Consider the following 19,266-nt stretch of genomic DNA (forward strand, 5'->3'; position numbering starts at 1 on the left):
GGGGCGTGACGATGAATGCACAGCGTCCGACGGAGCGTCCGGCACAGCGGCTGCGGGCCGGCCTGCGGGGCTGGGGCGGCGTGGGCGCGATGGCGGCCGTCTGCGCCCTCGCGCTGGCCCTCGTCCTGCTGCTGCCCCGGGCCCAGTCGAGTGGCGTCCCGGTGGGCGAAGGCGGCCAGGGCCTCGCCCACGGCCGGCAGGCCGACCTGGAGAAGAAGTGCCCCAACGGCAGGTACCCGCAGGACCAGAGCCTGTCCCCGTCCGGCGGCGGTGGGAGCACTCCGAACGTCGACGCCATCAGGACCCGGGGGCGGCTGGTGGTCGGCGTGGACACCAACAGCTACCGCTGGGGCTACCTCAACCCCAACAACGCCGACGGTGAGCTGGAGGGCTTCGACATCGACCTCGCCCACCGGATCGCCGGCGACATCCTCGGCGACCCCGCGAAGGTCACGTTCAAGGCCATCCCGACCAGCCGTCGTATCGACGCCATCAAGGACGGCGAGGTCGACATGGTGGTCCGCACCATGACGATCACCTGCGCGCGGCTGGGCGACGTGGCGTTCTCCGCGCCCTACTTCAAGACCGGCCAGCAGGTCCTCGCCCCCAAGAACTCGACGATCACCGGATACAACGACACCCTGGCCGGAAAGAAGATCTGCTCGGCGCAGTCCTCCACGGCCCTCGACAGCCTCACGGCGGACAAGGGCCATCGGCTCCCCGCCTCCACCGACATCAGCACCGTCGTCCCCAACCAGCTCGACTGCCTGGTGAAGTTGCAGCTCGGCGAGGTCGACGCGGTGGTGACGGACGGCGCGCTCGCCGCGAGCCAGGCCGCGCAGGACCCGACGGTGGAGCTCAAGGGCCGCCAGTTCACCGACGAGTACTACGGCGTGGCGATGAAGAGGACCTCCCAGGATCTGGTACGCCAGGTCAACCGAACGCTGGAGAACTACATCAGGGACGGCGACTGGGCCGACTCGTACCGGACGTGGCTGCACCCCACCATGGACCTGAAGGGCAAGAAGTCGACGTCCGCGACCCCTCCCGAAGCGCACTACCAGTGACCGGCCACCGACTCACGGACGACTGACGGACACGGACGACCGACGGACACGGACGACTGACGGACTACGACAGCAGCGAGAGGTGATCGATGGGCGTCACGGACCCCGCCGGGCCGGTGATGGACCGGGACGAGGTGGACCGTGCGCTGGCGCGGCTCGGCGCGGAGCACGAGGCGATCGAGACCTCGCTCCTCGCCCTCCAGGACCACGCGGGCCGCAGACTCCTCGAAGGTGCCGAGCTGACCGGTGTCACCAAGGAGCGCTGGGCGTCCACGGAGGCGTCGATCACGCTGCTGTGGGCGTACTTCGACGCGTACACGGACGCGCTGCGCGCCGCCCGGGACATCCGCTCCCGCCGCCGCTGGTCCAGCCGCGAGGACCTGGCGGAGCTGACCGAACTGCTGCGCGGCACCTCCGTCACGGTCGCCGGCTCGGCCACCGCAACCGCCAACATGCCGACGCTGACCGGGGGTTCGGGCAAGCTCAGCGAGCAGTTCTCGCTGGCCGCGCTGGTGGACCGGATGAACGACCTGTACGCGTCGAGCCTCGACATGGTCGTCGCCGCCGACGCCGTCTGGTCGGCGCTGCCCGCCCGGATCGATTTACTGGCCGCGGAGCTCCAGCGCACCCGCGAACTCGCCCACTCGGTGGGCGTGCGCCCCGGCGAACACCCGGCCGGCGACGACCTGGAGCGCATCACGCGCACCCTGACCTCGCTGCGTGAGCGGGTGATCTCCGACCCGCTCGCCCACTGGATCCCCACCCGGGGGAGTTCGGCGCCGGGCGGCGGCCGTCCGGACCTCACGGTGTACGACCGTGAGGCGCGCGCCCTGGAGGACGTGCGCCGGGAGATCGACGCCGTGCTCACCGTCCGGCAGGACGCCGAGCAGCGGCTGGTGCGGCTGCGGGACGTGCTCAGCCGCGCCGACCGCACACTCGCCGAGGCACGCACCGCGCGCGGCGAGGTCCTCGCGAAGATCGCCGCCACGGAGGTGCCCGTCGTCAGCGGTCCGCCGACCGCGCTGCAGGAGCAGCTGGCGACGGCCGCCGAGTACCGCAGACACGCCCAGTGGCACCGTCTGTCCCCGCTCCTGGAGTCCCTGGAGCAGAAGGCGGAGGACGAACTGCTGCGCGCCCGCGAGTCGTTGACCGCGGTCACCGCGCCGCTGGCGGTCCGCGCGGAGCTGCGCGGCCGCCTGGACGCCTACCGGGCGAAGGTCGCCCGGCTCGGATACGCCGAGGACCCGTTCCTGATCGAGCGCTACGACGCGGCGCGCCGCATGCTGTGGAGCGCGCCCTGCGATCTGCGCGTCGCCGAACAGGCCGTGCTGCGCTATCAGCAGGCGGCCGCCGAGGTGCTCGGCACCCCGCGCGTGCCGGGACAGGGCGGGCCCGAAGACCGTAGGGGGGAGTCATGAGCCAGGCACAGCAGCCCTGCCAGCGGCCGGACTGCGAGGGGACCTACGAGGACGTCGGCGGCGGCGAGCTGTACTGCGACACCTGCGGTCTCGCGCCCGTCGTCTCGGCGACCGGCTCGGCCGGCTCCGCGCCGTCCGGGGCCGACACGGGCGGCAAGGACTCGGCGGGCAGCGGCAGTTCACGCTCGGCCGGCCACGCCAGCTCCCGTACGTCGTCACACTCGTCGAAGTCCCGGCGCTCGGTGTCGGGACGGCTCTCACGCTCCCTGTCGGGCAAGTCCACCGGCCGCTCGGTGTCGGTGCGCAGCTCCGGCTCCAGCGGCGCCACCAGCACCCGCGGCCGTCTCGGGGTGGGCCTGGTGCAGGTGCCGGACGTGCCGAGGCCCGACCCGCGCGAGATGGTGCTGGAGAACCCGGAGGTGCCCGAGCGCAAGCGGTTCTGCTCGCGCTCCGACTGCGGTGCCCCGGTGGGGCGTTCGCGCGGTGAGAAGACGGGCCGTACGGAGGGCTTCTGCACCAAGTGCGGGCACCCGTACTCCTTCGTGCCGAAGCTGAAGGCCGGGGACGTGGTGCACGGCCAGTACGAGGTCGCGGGCTGTCTGGCGCACGGCGGGCTCGGCTGGGTCTATCTGGCCGTCGACAAGGCGGTCTCCGACCGGTGGGTGGTCCTCAAGGGCCTTCTCGACACCGGCGACCAGGACGCGATGGCCGCGGCGATCTCCGAGCGGCGCTTCCTCGCCGAGATCGAGCACTCCAACATCGTGCGCATCTACAACTTCGTGGAGCATCTGGACCAGCGCACCGGCTCCCTCGACGGCTACATCGTCATGGAGTACGTCGGCGGCAAGTCGCTGAAGGAGATCGCCAACGACCGCCGCACCCCCGACGGCAAGCGGGACCCGCTGCCGGTGGAGCAGGCCTGCGCGTACGGCATCGAGGCGCTGGAGGCCCTCGGCCATCTGCACAGCCGCAATCTGCTCTACTGCGACTTCAAGGTCGACAACGCCATCCAGACGGAGGACCAGCTCAAGCTGATCGACATGGGCGCGGTGCGCAGGATGGACGACGAGGAGTCGGCCATCTACGGCACGGTCGGCTACCAGGCGCCGGAGGTCGCGGAGGTCGGCCCGTCCATCGCCTCGGACCTCTACACGGTCGCCCGTACGCTGGCGGTCCTGTCCTTCGACTTCCAGGGCTACACGAACGTCTTCGTGGACTCCCTGCCCGACCCCGACAACATCGAGGTCTTCCGCCAGTACGAGTCCTTCTACCGCCTCCTGGTCCGCGCCACCGACCCCGACCCGGCCCGCCGTTTCGCCTCCGCGCAGGAGATGGGCGAGCAGCTCACCGGTGTCCTGCGCGAGGTCGTCTCCCTGCAGACGGGCCGCGCCCGCCCCGCCCTGTCGACCCTGTTCGGCCCCGAACTGAAGGTCACGGACACGGAGTTGTTCCCGAAGCTGGACGGGGAGGTGTCACGGCTGGGTGCGAGGGCGCTGCAAGCGAAGGCGAAACAGGCCCAGCCGACGCCCTCCGTCAACGGCACACCCGTCATCGTCAAGCCCATCAGCTCGCCCGCCGCCGCCCTCGCCCTGCCCGTCCCCCGCGTCGACCCCTCCGACCCGAACGCCGGTTTCCTCGCGGGGCTGATGACGACCGCTCCGGCCGAGCTGCTCGGGGCGCTCTCGGCGGCGCCCTCGTCCTCGGTCGAGACCCGGCTGAGGCAGATCCGGGCCTGGCTGGAGAACGGCGACTCGTACACCGCGCTGGAGGCCCTGCTCAACCTCGAGGGAGAGCGGCCGGACGACTGGCGGGTGGTCTGGTACCGGGGTGTCGCCGCCCTCGTCACCGGCGACCACGAGGGCGCCGCCCTCGCCTTCGACGCGATCTACGACGCCTTCCCCGGCGAGCCCGCGCCCAAGCTGGCCCTCGGCCTGTGCGCGGAGGTGCTCGGCCAGCTGGACAACGCCGCCGAGTACTACCGCCTGGTCTGGTCGACCGACCCGAGCTATGTGAGCGCCGCGTTCGGGCTGGCCCGCGTCCAGCTCGCGGCCGGTGACCGCGGTGGCGCGGTGGACACGCTGGAGTCCGTGCCTGAGTCGTCGATCCACTACACGGCCGCCCGGGTGGCCGCCGTACGGGCGCGACTGCGCGAGCGGGCGGCCGCCGCCTCGGACGCGCCCTTCCTGGACGATCTGACGGCCGCCGCGGGGCAGGTCGAGGCGCTCGACGCGTACGGTCTCGACCCGGCGCGGCGGGAGCAGTTGTCGGCCGAGGTCCTCGGCCGCGCCCTGGACTGGATACTCTCCGGGGGCCAGGGTTCGGCGCCCATGGGCCGGCGGACGCTGCTCGGCAGCGACCTGGACGAGCGGGGACTCCGCTTCGGCCTGGAGCGTTCGTACCGCACGCTGGCCCGGCTGGCGCGCGGCGGCGAGGAGAGGATCGACCTGGTGGAACGTGCCAATCGTTACCGCCCCAGGACGTGGGTGTAGTTGATGTCGCAGATGCCCCAGTTGTCCGCCTGTCCGAGCTGCGAATGGCCGCTCGAGTCGGGTGACCGCTTCTGCGGTGCGTGCGGATACGACCTGTCCGCCGTGCCGCCACGGCCGGACGACCATCCGACCGTCGAGCTGAGCGGCTCGGCGGTCGACGGCGGCGCGGCCTGGCCCGTCGCGGCCGTGCCCGGCCCCTCGCCCGCCCCCCATCTGCCCACCGATCTGCGCGGCACGGACTCGGGCGGCATCACGCTGCCCCCGGAGCAGCCCACCGGATCGCCGGTCTCCCCGGCCACCGGTGTGCGTTTCGACCGGCCGCCGGAGCCCGACGAGTACCCACTGCAGGCCCCCGACCCCCGGATCGCCGACCGCGCGGCCCCCGCCGAGGAGGCCAAGCTGTGCGTGGCCTGCCGCTCGGGCCGGGTGGACAGCGACGGCTACTGCGAGAACTGCGGGCACGCCCAGCCCAGGGAGCGCGACCACATGGAGCAGGAGTGCGGCCCGCTCGCCGCGGTCAGCGACCGCGGCCTGCGCCACCACCGCAACGAGGACGCCTTCGGCATCGGCACCGCCACGCTGCCCGACGGCTCCCCCGCCTGGGTGGCGATCGTCTGCGACGGCGTCTCCTCGGCGACCCGCCCCGACGACGCCTCGCTGGCCGCCGCCCGCGCCGCCAACGAGGCGCTGCTGGCGGCCCTGCCCCGCGGCACCCATCCCCAGCAGGCGATGCACGACGCGATCGTGGCCGCCTCGCACGCCGTCAACTCCCTGGCCGCCGAGCCGGCCACGGCCCGTGAACACTCCCCGCACCAGAACGCGCCCGCCTGCACGATCGTCGGGGCGATCGTCACCCCGGGCCTGCTGGTCGTCGGCTGGGTCGGGGACAGCCGCGCCTACTGGATCCCGGTGGACCGCGCAGCCCCGCCGGCCCGGCTCACCGAGGACGACTCCTGGGCGGCGCAGATGGTCGCCGCGGGCCTGATGAACGAGGCCGAGGCCTACGCCGACGAGCGCGCCCACGCGATCACCGGCTGGCTCGGCGCGGACGCCTACGAACTGGAGCCGCACACCGCTTCCTTCAAGCCGGACCGGCCCGGTGTGGTGGTGGTGTGCACGGACGGCCTGTGGAACTACGCGGAGGCGGCCGAGGACATGGCCGAGATCGTCCCCGCGGACGCCGCCGTACGACCGCTGCACAGCGCCCAGGTGCTGGTCGGTCACGCCCTGGACGGCGGGGGCCACGACAACGTAACAGTGGCCGTCGTGCCGTTCCCGGCCGTCGCTCAGGGGGCAGGATCGGCCTGAGGCCGTAACGACGGGGAGGCCTCGACGGACCGGAGGGGACCGGTCCGGTTTCAGTCATCGCCCCACCGGTGTGGGGTCCGCGAGGGGGATTCGATCAGGCATGGCCAATTTCTCGAAATCCAACGTGCCGCAGTTCTCGATGGACGTGTACCAGAACGAGTACCTGCCGGAAGGCGGCCGTGAGGTCAACGCGATCGTCACGGTGACCGCCACCGGCGGCGGCACCATCGGCAGCGCCGTCACGGCGCCCCATCTCTACGGCCGGGGGCAGGGGCCGTCCGCGGCGGTGGCGCTCATGGTCGACTGCTCCGGCTCGATGGACTATCCGCCGACCAAGATGCGCAACGCCCGCGACGCCACCGCCGCCGCGATCGACACCCTGCGCGACGGGGTGCACTTCGCGGTGATCGGCGGCACCCATGTGGCCAAGGAGGTCTACCCCGGGGGCGGGCGCCTCGCGGTCGCCGACGCCACCACCCGGAACCAGGCCAAGCAGGCCCTGCGCAAGCTGAGCGCGGGCGGCGGTACGGCCATCGGCACCTGGCTGCGCCTGGCCGACCGGCTGCTCTCCTCCGCGGACGTCGGCATCCGCCACGGCATCCTGCTCACCGACGGCCGCAACGAGCACGAGTCGCCCGAGGATCTGAGGGCTGCCCTGGACTCCTGTGCCGGGCGTTTCACCTGTGACGCGCGGGGCGTGGGCACCGACTGGGAAGTGAAAGAAGTCACAGGGATCGCCTCCGCACTGCTCGGCACCGCCGACATCGTCGCCGATCCGGCCGGCCTCGCCGCCGACTTCACGCAGATGATGGAGACGGCGATGGGCAAGGAGGTCGCCGACGTGGCCCTGCGGGTGTGGACCCCGGTGGGCACGACCATCAAGTTCGTCAAGCAGGTCGCGCCCACCGTCGAGGAGTTGACCGGCCGCCGCACCGAGGCGGGTCCCCGCGCCGGGGACTACCCCACCGGCTCCTGGGGCGACGAATCCCGTGACTACCACGTCTGTGTCGAGGTCCCGGTCGCCGGAATCGGCCAGGAGATGCTCGCCGCCCGCGTCTCACTGGTGGTCCCGCAGCCTGGGGGCACCTCCCACGCTTTCGGCAGTGGGGGAGGAAGCGCCGCGAACCTCGGCGCACAAGGGCTGGTGAGGGCCGTGTGGACGGACGACATGGTCGCCTCCACGTCCATCAACCCCCAGGTCGCCCACTACACCGGGCAGGCCGAACTGGCACAGGCCATCCAGCAAGGTCTCGACCTTCGCAAAGCGGGCGATATGGACGGGGCAACCGCCAAACTGGGCCGGGCCGTTCAGCTCGCCAGCGCCTCCGGAAACGCGGATACTGCGAAACTGCTTGCGAAGGTGGTGGACGTGGTCGACGCCGCGACAGGTACTGTGCGACTGAAGGCGAAGGTCGCGGAGGCCGACGAGATGACTCTCGAGACACGGTCGACAAAGACTGTTCGTGTAAAGAAGTGACGTAGTAGCCGCCGAGTACGACCATCCACGACCGTGTACGACCACCTACGACCAAGTAGGACCCTGAAGGAGAGGGGGACGCGCCGACATGCCGACCTGCCCGAACGGACACCAGTCGGGTTCCGACGACTGGTGCGAGGTCTGCGGTCACCGCATGGCCGGTGCCGTGCCTCCGCCACCCCCGCCGCCCCCGCCGGGCGGTGGCTACGGCTTCCCGCCCCCGCAGGGCACCCAGCCCGGCGGCCGTCCGCCGCACCTGTCCGCGGTGCCGGACCCCGAGCCGGAGCTCTGCCCGCAGTGCCGCACGCCCCGCGAGGGCGGTGCGCCCTTCTGCGAGGAGTGCCGGTGGAACTTCCTCACCAACACGGCGACCTCGTACACCCCGGCCGCCCCGCGCCCGTCGGCCCCCGGCCCGAACGCGCGCTACCAGCAGCAGCCGCCCGGCCCGTCGTACGGCGGCGGTGACTCCTTCGACTACCAGGGCTCCCGCCCGTCCCAGGTGAACCGCCCCGCCGAACCGATCCCGCCGTTCGGCAGCGAGCCCTCGGGCCCCACGCCCTTCGGCAACGACCCGCGCCCCGGCGGCTACGGCAACGACCAGCGCGCGGGCGGCCCGCCCAACTTCGGCAACGACTCCCGCGCCGGCGGACCCCCGAACTACGGCAACGAGTCCCGCCCCGGCGGCCCGCCCGAGTTCGGCGGCGACTCCCGCGCCGGCGGCCCGCCCAACTTCGGCAACGAGTCCCGCCCCGGTGGCCCGCCCAACTTCGGCAACGACCAGCGCGCGGGCGGTCCCCCCGGCTTCGGGAACGACCCCCGCCCCGGCGGCTACGGCAACGACCAGCGTCCCGGCGGCCCCGGCGGCGCCCCGTCCGGCTTCGGCGCCGACCCGTCCCGTCCGGTCCCGCCCCCGCCCGGCCCGACGCCGACCACCGGCGGCCCCGGCGGTCCCTCGGGCGGTCCAGGCGGTCCTGGCGGCCCCGGTATCCCGCAGGCGTTCCAGCAGCCCGGCCCGTCCGGCCCGCCGGCCTTCCCGCAGGAGACCCGGCGTCCCCCGCAGGGCGGCCCGTCCTTCGGCGGCGGTGACGACGACTGGGTGATCTCCCCGCCGTCGTCCGGCCCCGGCGCGCCCGGCGGCTCCGGAGCCCCCGGTGGCTACGGCTACCCGCAGCCCGGTGCCACCCAGGCGCCGCCCCCGCCGCCCGGCCAGGGCTTCCGGCCCGCGCCCGCCGGTCCGGCGACCTGGACGGCGACCATCGGCCCGGACCGTGAGTACTTCATGGCGATGATGCAGCGCTCGGGCCCGGAGGCCGCGGGGCTGAACCTGCCGGCGTACTCCCCCGAGCAGCAGCGCACGCTCTCCGGCAACCAGATCACCATCGGGCGGCGCCGCCACTCGACCGGTGACACCCCGGACATCGATCTGTCGGTACCGCCGGAGGACCCGGGCGTCTCGCATCAGCACGCGGTGCTGGTGCAGCAGCCCGACGGCACCTGGGCGGTCGTCGACCAGAACTCGACGAACGGGACGACGGTGAACGGGTCGGAGGAGCCGATCCAGCCGTTCGTGCCGGTACCGCTGCAGGACGGGGACCGCGTGCACGTCGGCGCCTGGACGACGATCACGATCCACCGCGGCTGAGATCCGCGGCCGAGGAGAACGGTCAGGTCCGGAGGGGCCACACATAGGGCCCCTCCGGATCGTCCAGCCACGCCCACTCGTGCTCACCGCCGACCGTGATGCCGTAGCGCTCGCGCTGTGGCCGCTGTTCGCGTTCCCACAGGGCGTAGGCCTCCTGCGGGTCCAGGACGCCGTGTGTGAGCGCGAGGAGGAAGCGGAACAGCTCGTGGTCCCTCGCGTGCCGCGGGATCCCGCCCAGATGCGCCGGTTCCGGCTCGGGGCGGCCGTCTCCGCGTAGCGGCACGAAGTACGCCGGGGTGTGCAGGAAGCGGCCCTCGGCGTACTCCCGGTCCCGGACGGTCAGGGCGAGCAGGCCGGTGGCGAACGGGGTCAGGACGCGGGCCCCTGGGGTGGACTGGGCGAGCCAGGCCCGGGGGACCGAGGTGAGGGCACAGGTCGCGATGGTGCGGTCGTAGGGGGCGCGCGCGGGGACTCCGCGGGCGCCGTCGCCCGTGACGACGGCCGGGTGATGGCCGGCGGCGGCCAGGTGCCGGCGGGCCGTCTCGGTGATCTCCGGGTAGAGGTCGACCGTCGTCACCAGGTCGTCGCCGAGGCGGTGGGCCAGCAGGGCCGCGTTGTAGCCGGTGCCGGTGCCGACCTCCAGGACCCGGTCGCCGTCCCGCACCCGCAACTCGGCCAGCATCTTCGCCATCAGCGAGGGCTGGCTGCTGGAGGAGACCAGGTCGCCGTCGCGCAGCCGGGTCGCCAGCGGGGCGTCGGCGTACGCGCCGCGCAGCCACTGCTCACGGGTCCGCGGGTCCGGGCTCTCGCCCCAGCGCCGCTCGTAGCCGCCCCGGACGCCGACGTAGTAGTACGGCACGAACAGATGCCGTGGCACCGCCTCGAACGCCTCGCGCCACACGGGGTCCGTCCGCCAGGCCCCGCTCGCGTCGATCTCCCGCACCAGCGCCGCCCGCGCCGAGACGGCGAGGTCGTCCAACTCCTTGTCGAGAGCGTCCGCGCCCATACCGTCCACAGTAGGTCCTAAGCCTCAAGTCCTCGTTCCCGTGTCTGAGAGCATGGACACCGTGAAAGAGATCCGGCGCGGCACGCTTCAGACGCAGACCTTCTACGAGCAGGTCGGCGGGGAGGAGACCTTCCGCCGCCTCGTGCACCGCTTCTACGAGGGTGTGGCGGACGACCCCGTCCTGCGGCCCATGTATCCCGAGGAGGACCTCGGTCCGGCCGAGGAGCGGCTCACGCTGTTCCTGATGCAGTACTGGGGCGGCCCGACGACGTACAGCGACAACCGCGGCCACCCGCGGCTGCGCATGCGCCACGTCCCCTTCACCGTGAACCGCGAGGCGCACGACGCCTGGCTGAAGCACATGCGCGTCGCCGTGGACGAGCTCGGTCTGTCCGAGGAGCACGAGGCGGAGCTGTGGCGCTATCTGACGTACGCTGCGGCCTCGATGATCAACACCCCTGACTGACAGGGGAATTGACTGACACGGGCGTCGACCGCCCGGGGTGGGGTGCGGATTCCGGTCGCGGAACGCCGGAATCCGGTCACAATCCGGTCAAGCTCGATTCACAAGCGCTTACCAGCGACCGCTCCCCTCTGACAGCATCGCCGGGAGGTCTGGACAACTTCCGGACGGCCACGGGGGGTCGGGGTGACGGGGTTCGGCGCGGTCGTGAGGTTCGTCCTCCTGCGCGCCCGCGCGCACCGCCTGCTGCTCGCCGCGGCCCTGCTGACCGTGCTGCTGACGACGGCGGTCCTGGCCACGCTCACCGCCTACTCGGCCGCGATCGGCGACGCGGCCCTGCGCCACTCGCTGAAGGACCCGCACAACGCGGCCGACAGCGCCCTGATCGTCAAGGCGGAGGTCCCCGCCGCGCGGCGCACGGCCGCCGACACCGTCGTACGACGGGAGGCGAGACGTGCCTTCGACGGGCTGCCGGTGACCGTGCGCACGCTGATCCGGTCGGGCCCGTACGCCCTGCCACGCTCCCTTCAGCCGCCGGCCGAGCGCTCCGGGGACCCGGACCTGACGTATGTGGCGGCGCTGGATCCCACCCAGGTACGGATCACTGAAGGCAGGATGCCCCGGGAGGGCGCCGCGGTCCGGGGCGGGACGCCCCGGAAGGGCGCGGTCGTCGAGGTGGCGCTTCCGCAGAGCGCCGCGCGTCCTCTCGGTCTGGGACCCGGCGACCGGCTCACGCTCGCCGACCGGCTCGGCGGGCCGACGCTGCGCGTCACGGTGACCGGCCTCTACCGCCCACGGGCCGCCGACGCGCCCTACTGGCAGCTGGACGACCTCGGCGGCCGGGGCGTCAAGACCCTCGACTTCACGACGTACGGCCCTCTGCTGGCCGCCCCCGGTGTCCTGGCCGACGGCCGGGTGAGCGCCGGGCAGTCCGCCTGGCTGGCGTCGGCGGACTTCTCGGCGCTGACGACGGCCCGGATCGGCGAGCTGCGCGCCTCGGCCCGGGCGGGCGGCGCGGCCCTGCGCAAGCAGCCCGTGCTCAGCGGCAGCACCGCCGCCGGCACCGATCTGCCCGACGTCCTGGACGCCGTCGAACGCTCCCTCCTCGTCTCCCGCTCCACCCTGCTGATCGTCGCCCTCCAGCTCGCTCTGCTCGCGGGCTGCGCTCTGCTGCTGGTGGCCCGGCTGCTGAGCACCGAACGCGCGGGCGAGACCCGGGTGCTGCGCGCCCGCGGCGCCTCCCGCGCCCGGATCACGGCCCTCGCGGCCCTGGAGGCGCTGCTCCTGGCGCTGCCCGCGGTGGTGGGCGCACCGCTGCTGTCGGGACCGCTCACCCGGCTGCTGGCCGGACAGGGGGCGCTGGCCCGGATCGGACTGCGCCTGGACGTGCCCGCCGCCGGGCGGCTCGGGGTGTGGCTGGTGGCGGGGGGCGTGGCGCTGGGCTGCGCGCTGGCGGTGACGGTGCCGGCGCTCACCGTCCAGGGATTCCGCCCGGGCAGGGCCCGGGCGCTGCCCGCTCCGGTCCGCGCGGGCGCCGACCTGGGCCTGCTGGCGGTGGCCGGGGTCGCGTACTGGCAGCTCGACCGGCAGACCTCCGGAGCCGTCACCGGCGACGCCTCCGGCACGCTGGGCATCGACCCGCTCCTGGTCGCGGCCCCCGCGCTGGCCCTGCTCGCCGGGACGGTGCTGACCCTGCGGCTGCTGCCCCTGGTGGCACGGCTGGCCGAGCGGCGGGCGGCCGGCGGGCGCGGGCTGACGTCGGCGCTGGCGGGCTGGCAGCTCAGCCGCCGCCCGATGCGCGGGGCGGCCCCGGTGCTGCTGCTGGTCCTCGCCGTCGCGCTCGGCATGCTGGCCATCGGACAGGGCGCCTCCTGGCACCGCTCGCAGGACGACCAGGCGGACTTCGGTGCCGGAGCGCCGCTGCGGATCCTGGGCGCGGGCGACGGCGGCCTCGGGCGCACGGAGGCATACGCCGGCATGGCCCATGTGCGGGAGGTCGCGCCCGCGGTCCGCACCGATCTGGCGCTGTCCGGCGACCGTATGGCGACGCTGCTGGCCCTCGACACCGCGCGTGCCGCGGACATGGTGCTGATGCGCCGGGACCTGGCGTCGGAGCCGGTACGGCCGCTGCTGGCGTCGCTGAGCCCGAAGGACCGGACGGCCGGGACCCAAGTGCCCGCCCGCACCGCCCGGTTGAGGCTGACGGCCGCCCTGCGCAGCTCCACCGGGCCCGGGATCACCACGGACGTCACGGCCACGCTGGAGGACGCCTACGGGACGCCGTACGAGGTGCGAGCGGGTCAACTCCCCGCCGACGGGCGGACGCACACGCTCGACATGGCCGTCTCCCCCGGTCCGCTGACCCTCACGAGCCTGCAGCTGGTGATGGCCCAGCCGGCCCTACGGCCGGAACAACACCGGCTCACACTCCGTGAGTTGACGGCCGTGGGTACCGACGGAACCGTACGGCGGCTGCCGTGGCCCACCGGCTGGAAGGCGGCCTCGCATCTCGACGGGCAGGTGTCGTCGCCGGACCAGCGCAGCCACCCGACCAGCCCGAGGACGAGCGGGTCGGGGTCGCCGACCGTCGAGTACGGCACGGGGTTCAAACCGGACGGGGACTTCTGGACCGTCTCGACGCTGACGGTGCGGTTGCGGGTTCCGCAGGCCATGCCGCCCGAGATCACGGCCGTCGCCACCGACCGCTATCTCGACTCGGCCGGTGCGCGCACCGGGCAGCGCGTGGACGTGCCGATCGGCGGGCAGACCGTGCCGGTGCGGATCGTCCGCGCGGTACGGGAGGTGCCGACGACGGGGGACGCGAACGGGGGCGCCCTGGTGGTCGATCTGCGGTCGGTGAACCGGGTGCTGGGGGCCCGGTACGGTGTGAGCGTCCCGCCCACCGAGTGGTGGCTGCGGACCGCGCCGGGCGACACGGCCCGGGTCGCCCGAGCGCTGCGCGCCCTGCCCGATCTGGACCCCACGCAGGTCGTGGTGCGGGACGAGACGGCCCTGCGGCTGCGGGACGACCCGTTCGGGGCGGGCCCGGAGGCGGCGTTCGCCGCGGCGGCCGCGGTGGCGGCGGCGCTGGCCGCCGTCGGCTTCGCGGTGAGCGCCGCCGGTTCCCTCGGCGAGCGGCGCGCCGAACTGGCGGTGCTGCGCGCGCTGGGTGCTCCGCGCCGCCGTCTGGCCCGCATGATCGCCGTCGAGCAGGGTGTGCTGGTGGCGTTGGCCCTGGTGGTGGGGGCGGCGCTGGGGACGGTGCTGACGCGGGCGGTGGTCCCGCTGATCGTGCTGACGGCACAGGCGACCCGGCCCGTGCCGCGGGTGCTGGTCGAACTGCCGGTGCCGCGGGTCGCCGTACTGCTGACGGCGGTCGCCCTCGCGCCGCTGCTGGTGATCACGGGGTTGGCGCTGCGGCGGGCGGAGCCGGCGGTGTCGTTGCGCGAACAGGGGGGTGAGTGAGGTGGGCCGGGTGCCGGCGCCCTGGGTCCGTACGCGGCTGCGGACCGCCCCGGCCGCGGCGTGCGCGCTGGCCCTGCTGGTGGCGCTCACCGCGTGTCTGGCGGCGGCGTTCCCACGAGCGGTGGACCGCTACGAGGACGCGGGGCTGCGCCGCGCCGTCGAGCGGGCGCGGCCCGACTCGACCGGTGTGAGCGTGTACGCCGGGCAGTCCGACCCGCTGCTGTCCCAGCGGATGCTGGAGAACGCGCTGCGCCCCGGCCCGCTCGCCCAACGGTACGCGGGGCTCCTGCCCGCCGTCCCGCGCCCGCTCGCCGTCGACCGCGGCCAGTCGACGTACGGGGTGCGCACCGCCGACGGGCAGCCGGTGCCGGATCCCTGGCTGCCCAGGCCGAGCGGTATCCCGGCGAAGATCGAGATCGCGGCCCAGCAGGGACTGGGGGAACACGCGACGGTCAGGTCCGGCCGGCTGCCCCGGGCCGACGGCCTGGTCACCGCGACGACGCCCTCCGTGGAGGCCGCGGTGAGTGTGGAGACGGCCAGGAGCCTGCGCATCGAGGTCGGTTCGGTGATCCACTTCCCGGGTGCGGGCCGCGCCCCGCTCGTCGTCCGGATCACCGGCATCGTCGCCCCGCGTGCCCCGGAGGGCGCCTACTGGTCCGGTCACCCCCTGCTGCGCACACCCAGCCTGATCACGGTCCCGAACACCGAACGCGACAAGTACTGGCTCGGCGCGCTGCTGATCGCCCCCGAGGCCGCCCCCGCACTGCTCGGCACGCCCGCGGACCCCGTGCGGTACTGGCAGCTGGCCCCGGCCACCACGCAGCTGCACTCCTACGACCTGGACCGTCTGAGGTCCGCCGTCGCCTCTCTGGAGGGCGGGCCGGCCATGCAGGAGATGCGCTCGGTCACCGACCCCTCGACGGATGTGAGCACCGGCCTCGACGACGTGCTCACCGCCTACGCGGGTCTGCGCGCCGGCGTCCGCCCGCTGCTCGCCGTCGCCGCCTTCGGCACCGGCACGGTCGCCGCCGTGGTCCTGCTCATGGCCGGCGGCCTCGCCGCGGACCGCCGCCGCTCCGAACTCACCCTGCTGCGCGCCCGAGGGGCCTCCCTACGAGGGCTGACGGGCCGCCTGTTCGCGGAGACCGCGGTGATCGCGCTGCCCGCGGGCGCCCTCGGCCTGACCGCGGCGCTGCTCGCGCTCCCCGGCAGCCGTGCCCTGTACGCGACGGCGGCGGCCACCGCGGTCACCCTCGCCGCCTGCGCGGCCCTGCCCCTGCGCGCGGCGGCCGTCCACCGGGTCGTGCGCGTCCACGGCGCCCGCGCGGACGTCGCCTCCGCACGGCCGTCCAGGCGCCGTACGGTCGCGGAGCTCACCCTCGTCGTGGTGGCCCTGGCGGCCGTGGAGACACTCCGCAGAAGAGGCGCCTCGGGCGACCGGCTGACCTCCCTGGCACCGGTGTTGGTGGGGGTGGCCGCGGCCCTGCTGCTGGTCCGCCTCTACCCGCTTCCGCTCCGGGGCCTGGCCCGCCCCGCGGCCCGGCTGCGCGGCGCGGTGGGCCATCTGTCGCTGGCCCGCGCGGGCCGTACGTCCGCCTCCGCGGTACTGCCCCTGCTGGCGCTGCTGACCGCGCTGACCACGGCGGCCTTCGGCGGCTCGGTGCTGGCGGGTGTGGCCCAGGCCCGCGACCACGCGGCGCTCCTCCTGGTCGGCGCCGACGCCCGCGTCGAGTCGCCGGGCCCGCTGCCTTCGGGCCTGGCGGACCGAGTCCGCCGGATGGCGGGTGTACGGACACTGGCCGCGCTGAGCATCACCTACCAGGCCCGGCCCAACGACGAGACCCAGTCGGTGCGACTGGTGGGCGTGGACCCCGGGGAGTACGCGGAGTTGGCGCGGCAGACGGGCCTGGGCCCCTTCGCCGCCGGGGAGTTGAGGCGCCGGTCGGCCGACGGGGCGCTTCCCGCCGTGGCCTCGCCCGCGGTCGCGTCGAGATTCGGCGGCCGGACCCTGCCGGTGCGTCTGGAGGACGGCAGTACGGTCCCCGTCCGTATCGCCGCCGTCCGGGACGGCACGCCGGCCGTCACGGCCGAGGACTTCCTGGTGGTGGACCGCGCCGGTCTGGACGCGAGGGTGGCCCGTCCGACCGTACTGCTGCTGACCGGCGCCCATCTGGACGGCTCCGCCCTGCGCCGGGCGGTGGGCGGCTCCGCGGGCGTCCATCTGCGCTCCGAGGAACGGGCCCGGTTCGTCGACTCCCCCCTCCAGTCCGGCGCGGAACGCGTCTACGCCGCCGGTGTGGCCGCCGGCGCGGGCTACGCCGTCCTGGCCCTCCTGCTCTCCCTCCTGCGCGCCGCCCCCGAACGGGCGGCCCTGCTCGCGCGCCTGCGCACCATGGGCCTGACCCGCGCCCAGGGCCGCCGCCTCCTGGTCCTGGAGTCCCTGCCCCAGGCCGTACTGGCGGCCGCCGGGGGCGCGTTGACGGGCTGGGCGACGATCCGTCTGCTCTCCCCGGGCGTGGACCTGACGACGATCGCGCTGGCCTCGGCCCAGCCCCCGGCGGGCGAAGCCGAGTTGCACACCGATGTGATGTCACTGCTGATACCGGCCACGGCGCTCGTGCTGGTGACGGTGGGAGTCGCGGGGGTTCAGGCCTGGTGGACGGGACGGCGCGGGGCGGTGGCGGAGTTGAGGGTGGGTGACACTCGATGACGGGCGCGGGGCGGTGGCGGAGGTGCGGATGGGTGACGCTCGATGACGGGCGCGGACCGGCGGACAACCGACCCGGGCACCGGCCCCAGGCACCGCCCCGGGGTTGCCGTCGACGATCGGACGCCCAGGAGATCCCGATGACCAGGAGATCCCGATGACCACGACCGAGCCCACCCTCGCCGACCTGGCGAACCGCGCCGCGGCCGGCCGCGACCGCCCCGTCTACGGCCACGACGCCCTCATCACCTGCGACCGCCTGGTCCGGATCTTCACCACGGACGGCATCGAGGTCCAGGCCCTTCAGGGCCTCGACCTCCTCGTCCGCGAGGGCGAACTCATGGCCCTGGTCGGCGCTTCCGGCAGCGGCAAGTCCACTCTCATGAACATCCTCGCCGGGCTCGACACCCCCACCGCGGGCAGAGCCCGGGTGGCCGGCCACGACCTGCTCACGATGACCGCGAAGGACCGTCTGGCCTACCGGCGCACCACCGTAGGCTTCGTCTGGCAGCAGACCTCCCGCAACCTGCTCCCCTACCTCACCGCGGCCCAGAACATCGCCCTGCCGATGCAGCTCGCCGGCCCGGGGAAGCGCCGTCGGCAGGCCGAACGCGCCCTGGAACTGCTGGAGTTGCTGGACATCCCCGACTGCCGGGACCGCCGCCCGCACCAGCTCTCCGGCGGCCAGCAACAACGGGTGGCCGTCGCCGTGGCCCTCGCCAACGACCCCGCGGTCCTGCTCGCCGACGAACCCACCGGCGAACTCGACTCCCACACCGCGGAACAGGTCTTCGCCGCCTTCCGCACCGCCAACGAGCGCCTCGGCACGACCATCGTGATCGTCACCCATGACCAGGCGGTGGCGGACCAGGTCCGCCGCACGGTCGCCATCCGTGACGGCCGTACCTCCACCGAGGTCCTGCGCCGCAGCGAGGTCGACGCGACGACCGGCCACGAGACGGTGGTCGCCCGCGAGTACGCCATGCTCGACCGCGCCGGCCGCCTCCAGCTCCCCGCCGAGTACACCGAGGCCCTGGGCATGCGCGACCGCGTGGCCCTGGAACTGGAGCGCGACCACATCGCGGTATGGCCGGACGACAGCGAGGAGGGGTGAGACCGGTGACGGGTGGCGCGGCCGGTCAGCGCACGCTGACGTCCAACGCCCCGAGCCCGGCCCGCCGTACGGCGATCGACCCGTAGGCGGTACGCAGCCGCAGCCACGCGCCCGACGAGAACAGCGTCGGCTCCCCGGCGCCCTCACCGCCCCGCAGGAACCCGAGCGACTGCGCCGCGTGCAGCGCGCGCACCGGGAGGCGGGTATCGGCGACCGTCCGGGACCAGATCTCCCGCCCGATCGCGTCGAGTTCGGCTCTGGTACGTCGTTCGGGCGCCAAGTCCCCTGTACGCGCCCGGAATTCGGCGACCGCCGCACCCACGGTCGCCCGCAGCTCGTCCGGCGCGGGCAGCCCCGGCACCGCCTGCCAGCCACCCCGCGGCGGCAGCACCCCGGCCCACGGCGGCCCGGTCACCGCCCCCGGCACGGCGGCGGTGGCGGCCGACTCGTCGACGGACTCCAGCAACTCCCCCGCGGACACGGTCACATCGAGGGTGACGTCCAGCCCGTCCTCGTAGGGCTTGGCGAGTCGTGCCGCCCGGATCGCCAGCACCTCGAAGGACGGCGGCCGCCCGAAGACGGCGAGCGCGGTACCGGCCGCCTGCAGCCGGACCGCCGCCGAGCGGTCGTAGTGGAGCAGCCGGGAGAGGAAGGCCGCGAGGTCCGCCGCCTCCCCCTCGTCGGCGAGGTGGAGGACCGTCATGCCGCGACGGCCTCCTCCTCGTCGTCCATGTAGCCCTGGAGGAACTCGCGTTCCTCCTGGGTGATCCGGCGCGGGCGCTGTGCCTCGAAGTCGAACGGCACGACGACCGTCGAGGCCCGTACATAGACCTGGTCGGAGTCCTTCACCTCACAGGTGATGGTGAAGGACGCGGCCCGTATCCGCGTGATCCACAGCTCGATGTCCACCGGGTGGTGCCGGTGGACGAGCTGCCGCTTGTAGTCGATCTCGTGCCGTGCCACCACCGACCCCTGCTGGAAGTCCTTCTCCGGGCGGAAGAGGAAGTCGATACGGGCCTCCTCCAGGTAGCGGACGAACACCGCGTTGTTGACGTGGCCGTACGCGTCCATGTCCGACCAGCGGAGGGGGCAGCGGTAGATGTGACGCAA

General features: G+C 74.0%; 13 protein-coding genes. 10 read left to right on the plus strand and 3 right to left on the minus strand.

Going from position 1 to position 19,266, the window contains the following annotated elements; genetic code table 11:
• Window positions 1-11: 11 nt before the first annotated feature.
• From ABZT17_RS07655 to ABZT17_RS07680, 6 genes are all read left to right on the plus strand, one after another.
• A complete protein-coding gene (locus ABZT17_RS07655; RefSeq protein ID WP_356344965.1) occupies window positions 12-1,067 on the plus strand; it encodes a glutamate ABC transporter substrate-binding protein in 1,056 nt (351 codons plus the stop codon).
• An 89-nt stretch (window positions 1,068-1,156) separates the two neighbouring features.
• The gene (locus ABZT17_RS07660) at window positions 1,157-2,485 is read left to right on the plus strand and encodes a hypothetical protein (RefSeq protein ID WP_356344967.1); all 1,329 of its coding nucleotides are present in this window, start codon (window positions 1,157-1,159) and stop codon (window positions 2,483-2,485) included.
• Window positions 2,482-4,974: a tetratricopeptide repeat protein gene (locus ABZT17_RS07665; protein ID WP_356344969.1), complete on the plus strand. Its 2,493-nt coding sequence runs from the start codon at window positions 2,482-2,484 to the stop codon at window positions 4,972-4,974. The genes ABZT17_RS07660 and ABZT17_RS07665 overlap by 4 nt, the downstream gene beginning before the upstream one ends.
• 3 nt (window positions 4,975-4,977) lie before the next feature.
• Complete coding sequence (locus tag ABZT17_RS07670) at window positions 4,978-6,282, plus strand: PP2C family serine/threonine-protein phosphatase (protein WP_356344972.1); 1,305 nt, start codon at window positions 4,978-4,980, stop codon at window positions 6,280-6,282.
• Between the two features lie 100 nt (window positions 6,283-6,382).
• The gene (locus ABZT17_RS07675) at window positions 6,383-7,759 is read left to right on the plus strand and encodes a VWA domain-containing protein (protein WP_356344974.1); all 1,377 of its coding nucleotides are present in this window, start codon (window positions 6,383-6,385) and stop codon (window positions 7,757-7,759) included.
• 88 nt (window positions 7,760-7,847) lie between these two features.
• Window positions 7,848-9,401: an FHA domain-containing protein gene (locus ABZT17_RS07680; RefSeq protein ID WP_356344977.1), complete on the plus strand. Its 1,554-nt coding sequence runs from the start codon at window positions 7,848-7,850 to the stop codon at window positions 9,399-9,401.
• A 22-nt stretch (window positions 9,402-9,423) separates the two neighbouring features.
• Here the strand turns inward: ABZT17_RS07680 and ABZT17_RS07685 are convergent, their stop codons facing one another.
• A complete protein-coding gene (locus ABZT17_RS07685) occupies window positions 9,424-10,407 on the minus strand; it encodes a methyltransferase domain-containing protein (RefSeq protein ID WP_356344980.1) in 984 nt (327 codons plus the stop codon).
• A 52-nt stretch (window positions 10,408-10,459) separates the two neighbouring features.
• Here ABZT17_RS07685 and ABZT17_RS07690 point away from each other — a divergent pair, with 52 nt between their 5' ends.
• From ABZT17_RS07690 to ABZT17_RS07705, 4 genes are all read left to right on the plus strand, one after another.
• On the plus strand, window positions 10,460-10,873 hold the full coding sequence (locus ABZT17_RS07690) for a globin (RefSeq protein WP_356344983.1): 414 nt from the start codon (window positions 10,460-10,462) through the stop codon (window positions 10,871-10,873).
• Window positions 10,874-11,056: 183 nt separating this feature from the next.
• Complete coding sequence (locus ABZT17_RS07695) at window positions 11,057-14,335, plus strand: ABC transporter permease (RefSeq protein WP_356344985.1); 3,279 nt, start codon at window positions 11,057-11,059, stop codon at window positions 14,333-14,335.
• Between the two features lies 1 nt (window position 14,336).
• Complete coding sequence (locus ABZT17_RS07700) at window positions 14,337-17,045, plus strand: FtsX-like permease family protein (protein WP_356344987.1); 2,709 nt, start codon at window positions 14,337-14,339, stop codon at window positions 17,043-17,045.
• Window positions 17,046-17,199: 154 nt separating this feature from the next.
• Window positions 17,200-18,156 (plus strand): ABC transporter ATP-binding protein, encoded by a 957-nt coding sequence (locus tag ABZT17_RS07705; protein ID WP_356344990.1) that lies wholly within the window; start codon window positions 17,200-17,202, stop codon window positions 18,154-18,156.
• 25 nt (window positions 18,157-18,181) lie between these two features.
• Here the strand turns inward: ABZT17_RS07705 and ABZT17_RS07710 are convergent, their stop codons facing one another.
• Together ABZT17_RS07710 and ABZT17_RS07715 are read right to left on the minus strand one after the other, a co-directional pair.
• The gene (locus ABZT17_RS07710) at window positions 18,182-18,859 is read right to left on the minus strand and encodes a hypothetical protein (RefSeq protein WP_356344993.1); all 678 of its coding nucleotides are present in this window, start codon (window positions 18,857-18,859) and stop codon (window positions 18,182-18,184) included.
• On the minus strand, window positions 18,856-19,266 hold the full coding sequence (locus ABZT17_RS07715) for a thioesterase family protein (RefSeq protein WP_356344996.1): 411 nt from the start codon (window positions 19,264-19,266) through the stop codon (window positions 18,856-18,858). Before ABZT17_RS07715 ends, ABZT17_RS07710 begins: the two co-directional genes overlap by 4 nt.

The organism is Streptomyces sp. NPDC005648 (assembly GCF_040605395.1).
Classification (GTDB): Bacteria; Actinomycetota; Actinomycetes; order Streptomycetales; family Streptomycetaceae; genus Streptomyces.

What these genes read in the sequence shown, in the direction of transcription:
- ABZT17_RS07655 (WP_356344965.1), top strand. Translation starts at nt 12, where the DNA reads ATGAATGCACAGCGTCCGACGGAGCGTCCGGCACAGCGGCTGCGGGCC.
- ABZT17_RS07660 (WP_356344967.1), top strand. Translation starts at nt 1,157, where the DNA reads ATGGGCGTCACGGACCCCGCCGGGCCGGTGATGGACCGGGACGAGGTG.
- ABZT17_RS07665 (WP_356344969.1), top strand. Translation starts at nt 2,482, where the DNA reads ATGAGCCAGGCACAGCAGCCCTGCCAGCGGCCGGACTGCGAGGGGACC.
- ABZT17_RS07670 (WP_356344972.1), top strand. Translation starts at nt 4,978, where the DNA reads ATGTCGCAGATGCCCCAGTTGTCCGCCTGTCCGAGCTGCGAATGGCCG.
- ABZT17_RS07675 (WP_356344974.1), top strand. Translation starts at nt 6,383, where the DNA reads ATGGCCAATTTCTCGAAATCCAACGTGCCGCAGTTCTCGATGGACGTG.
- ABZT17_RS07680 (WP_356344977.1), top strand. Translation starts at nt 7,848, where the DNA reads ATGCCGACCTGCCCGAACGGACACCAGTCGGGTTCCGACGACTGGTGC.
- ABZT17_RS07685 (WP_356344980.1), bottom strand. Translation starts at nt 10,407, where the DNA reads ATGGGCGCGGACGCTCTCGACAAGGAGTTGGACGACCTCGCCGTCTCG.
- ABZT17_RS07690 (WP_356344983.1), top strand. Translation starts at nt 10,460, where the DNA reads ATGGACACCGTGAAAGAGATCCGGCGCGGCACGCTTCAGACGCAGACC.
- ABZT17_RS07705 (WP_356344990.1), top strand. Translation starts at nt 17,200, where the DNA reads ATGACCACGACCGAGCCCACCCTCGCCGACCTGGCGAACCGCGCCGCG.
- ABZT17_RS07710 (WP_356344993.1), bottom strand. Translation starts at nt 18,859, where the DNA reads ATGACGGTCCTCCACCTCGCCGACGAGGGGGAGGCGGCGGACCTCGCG.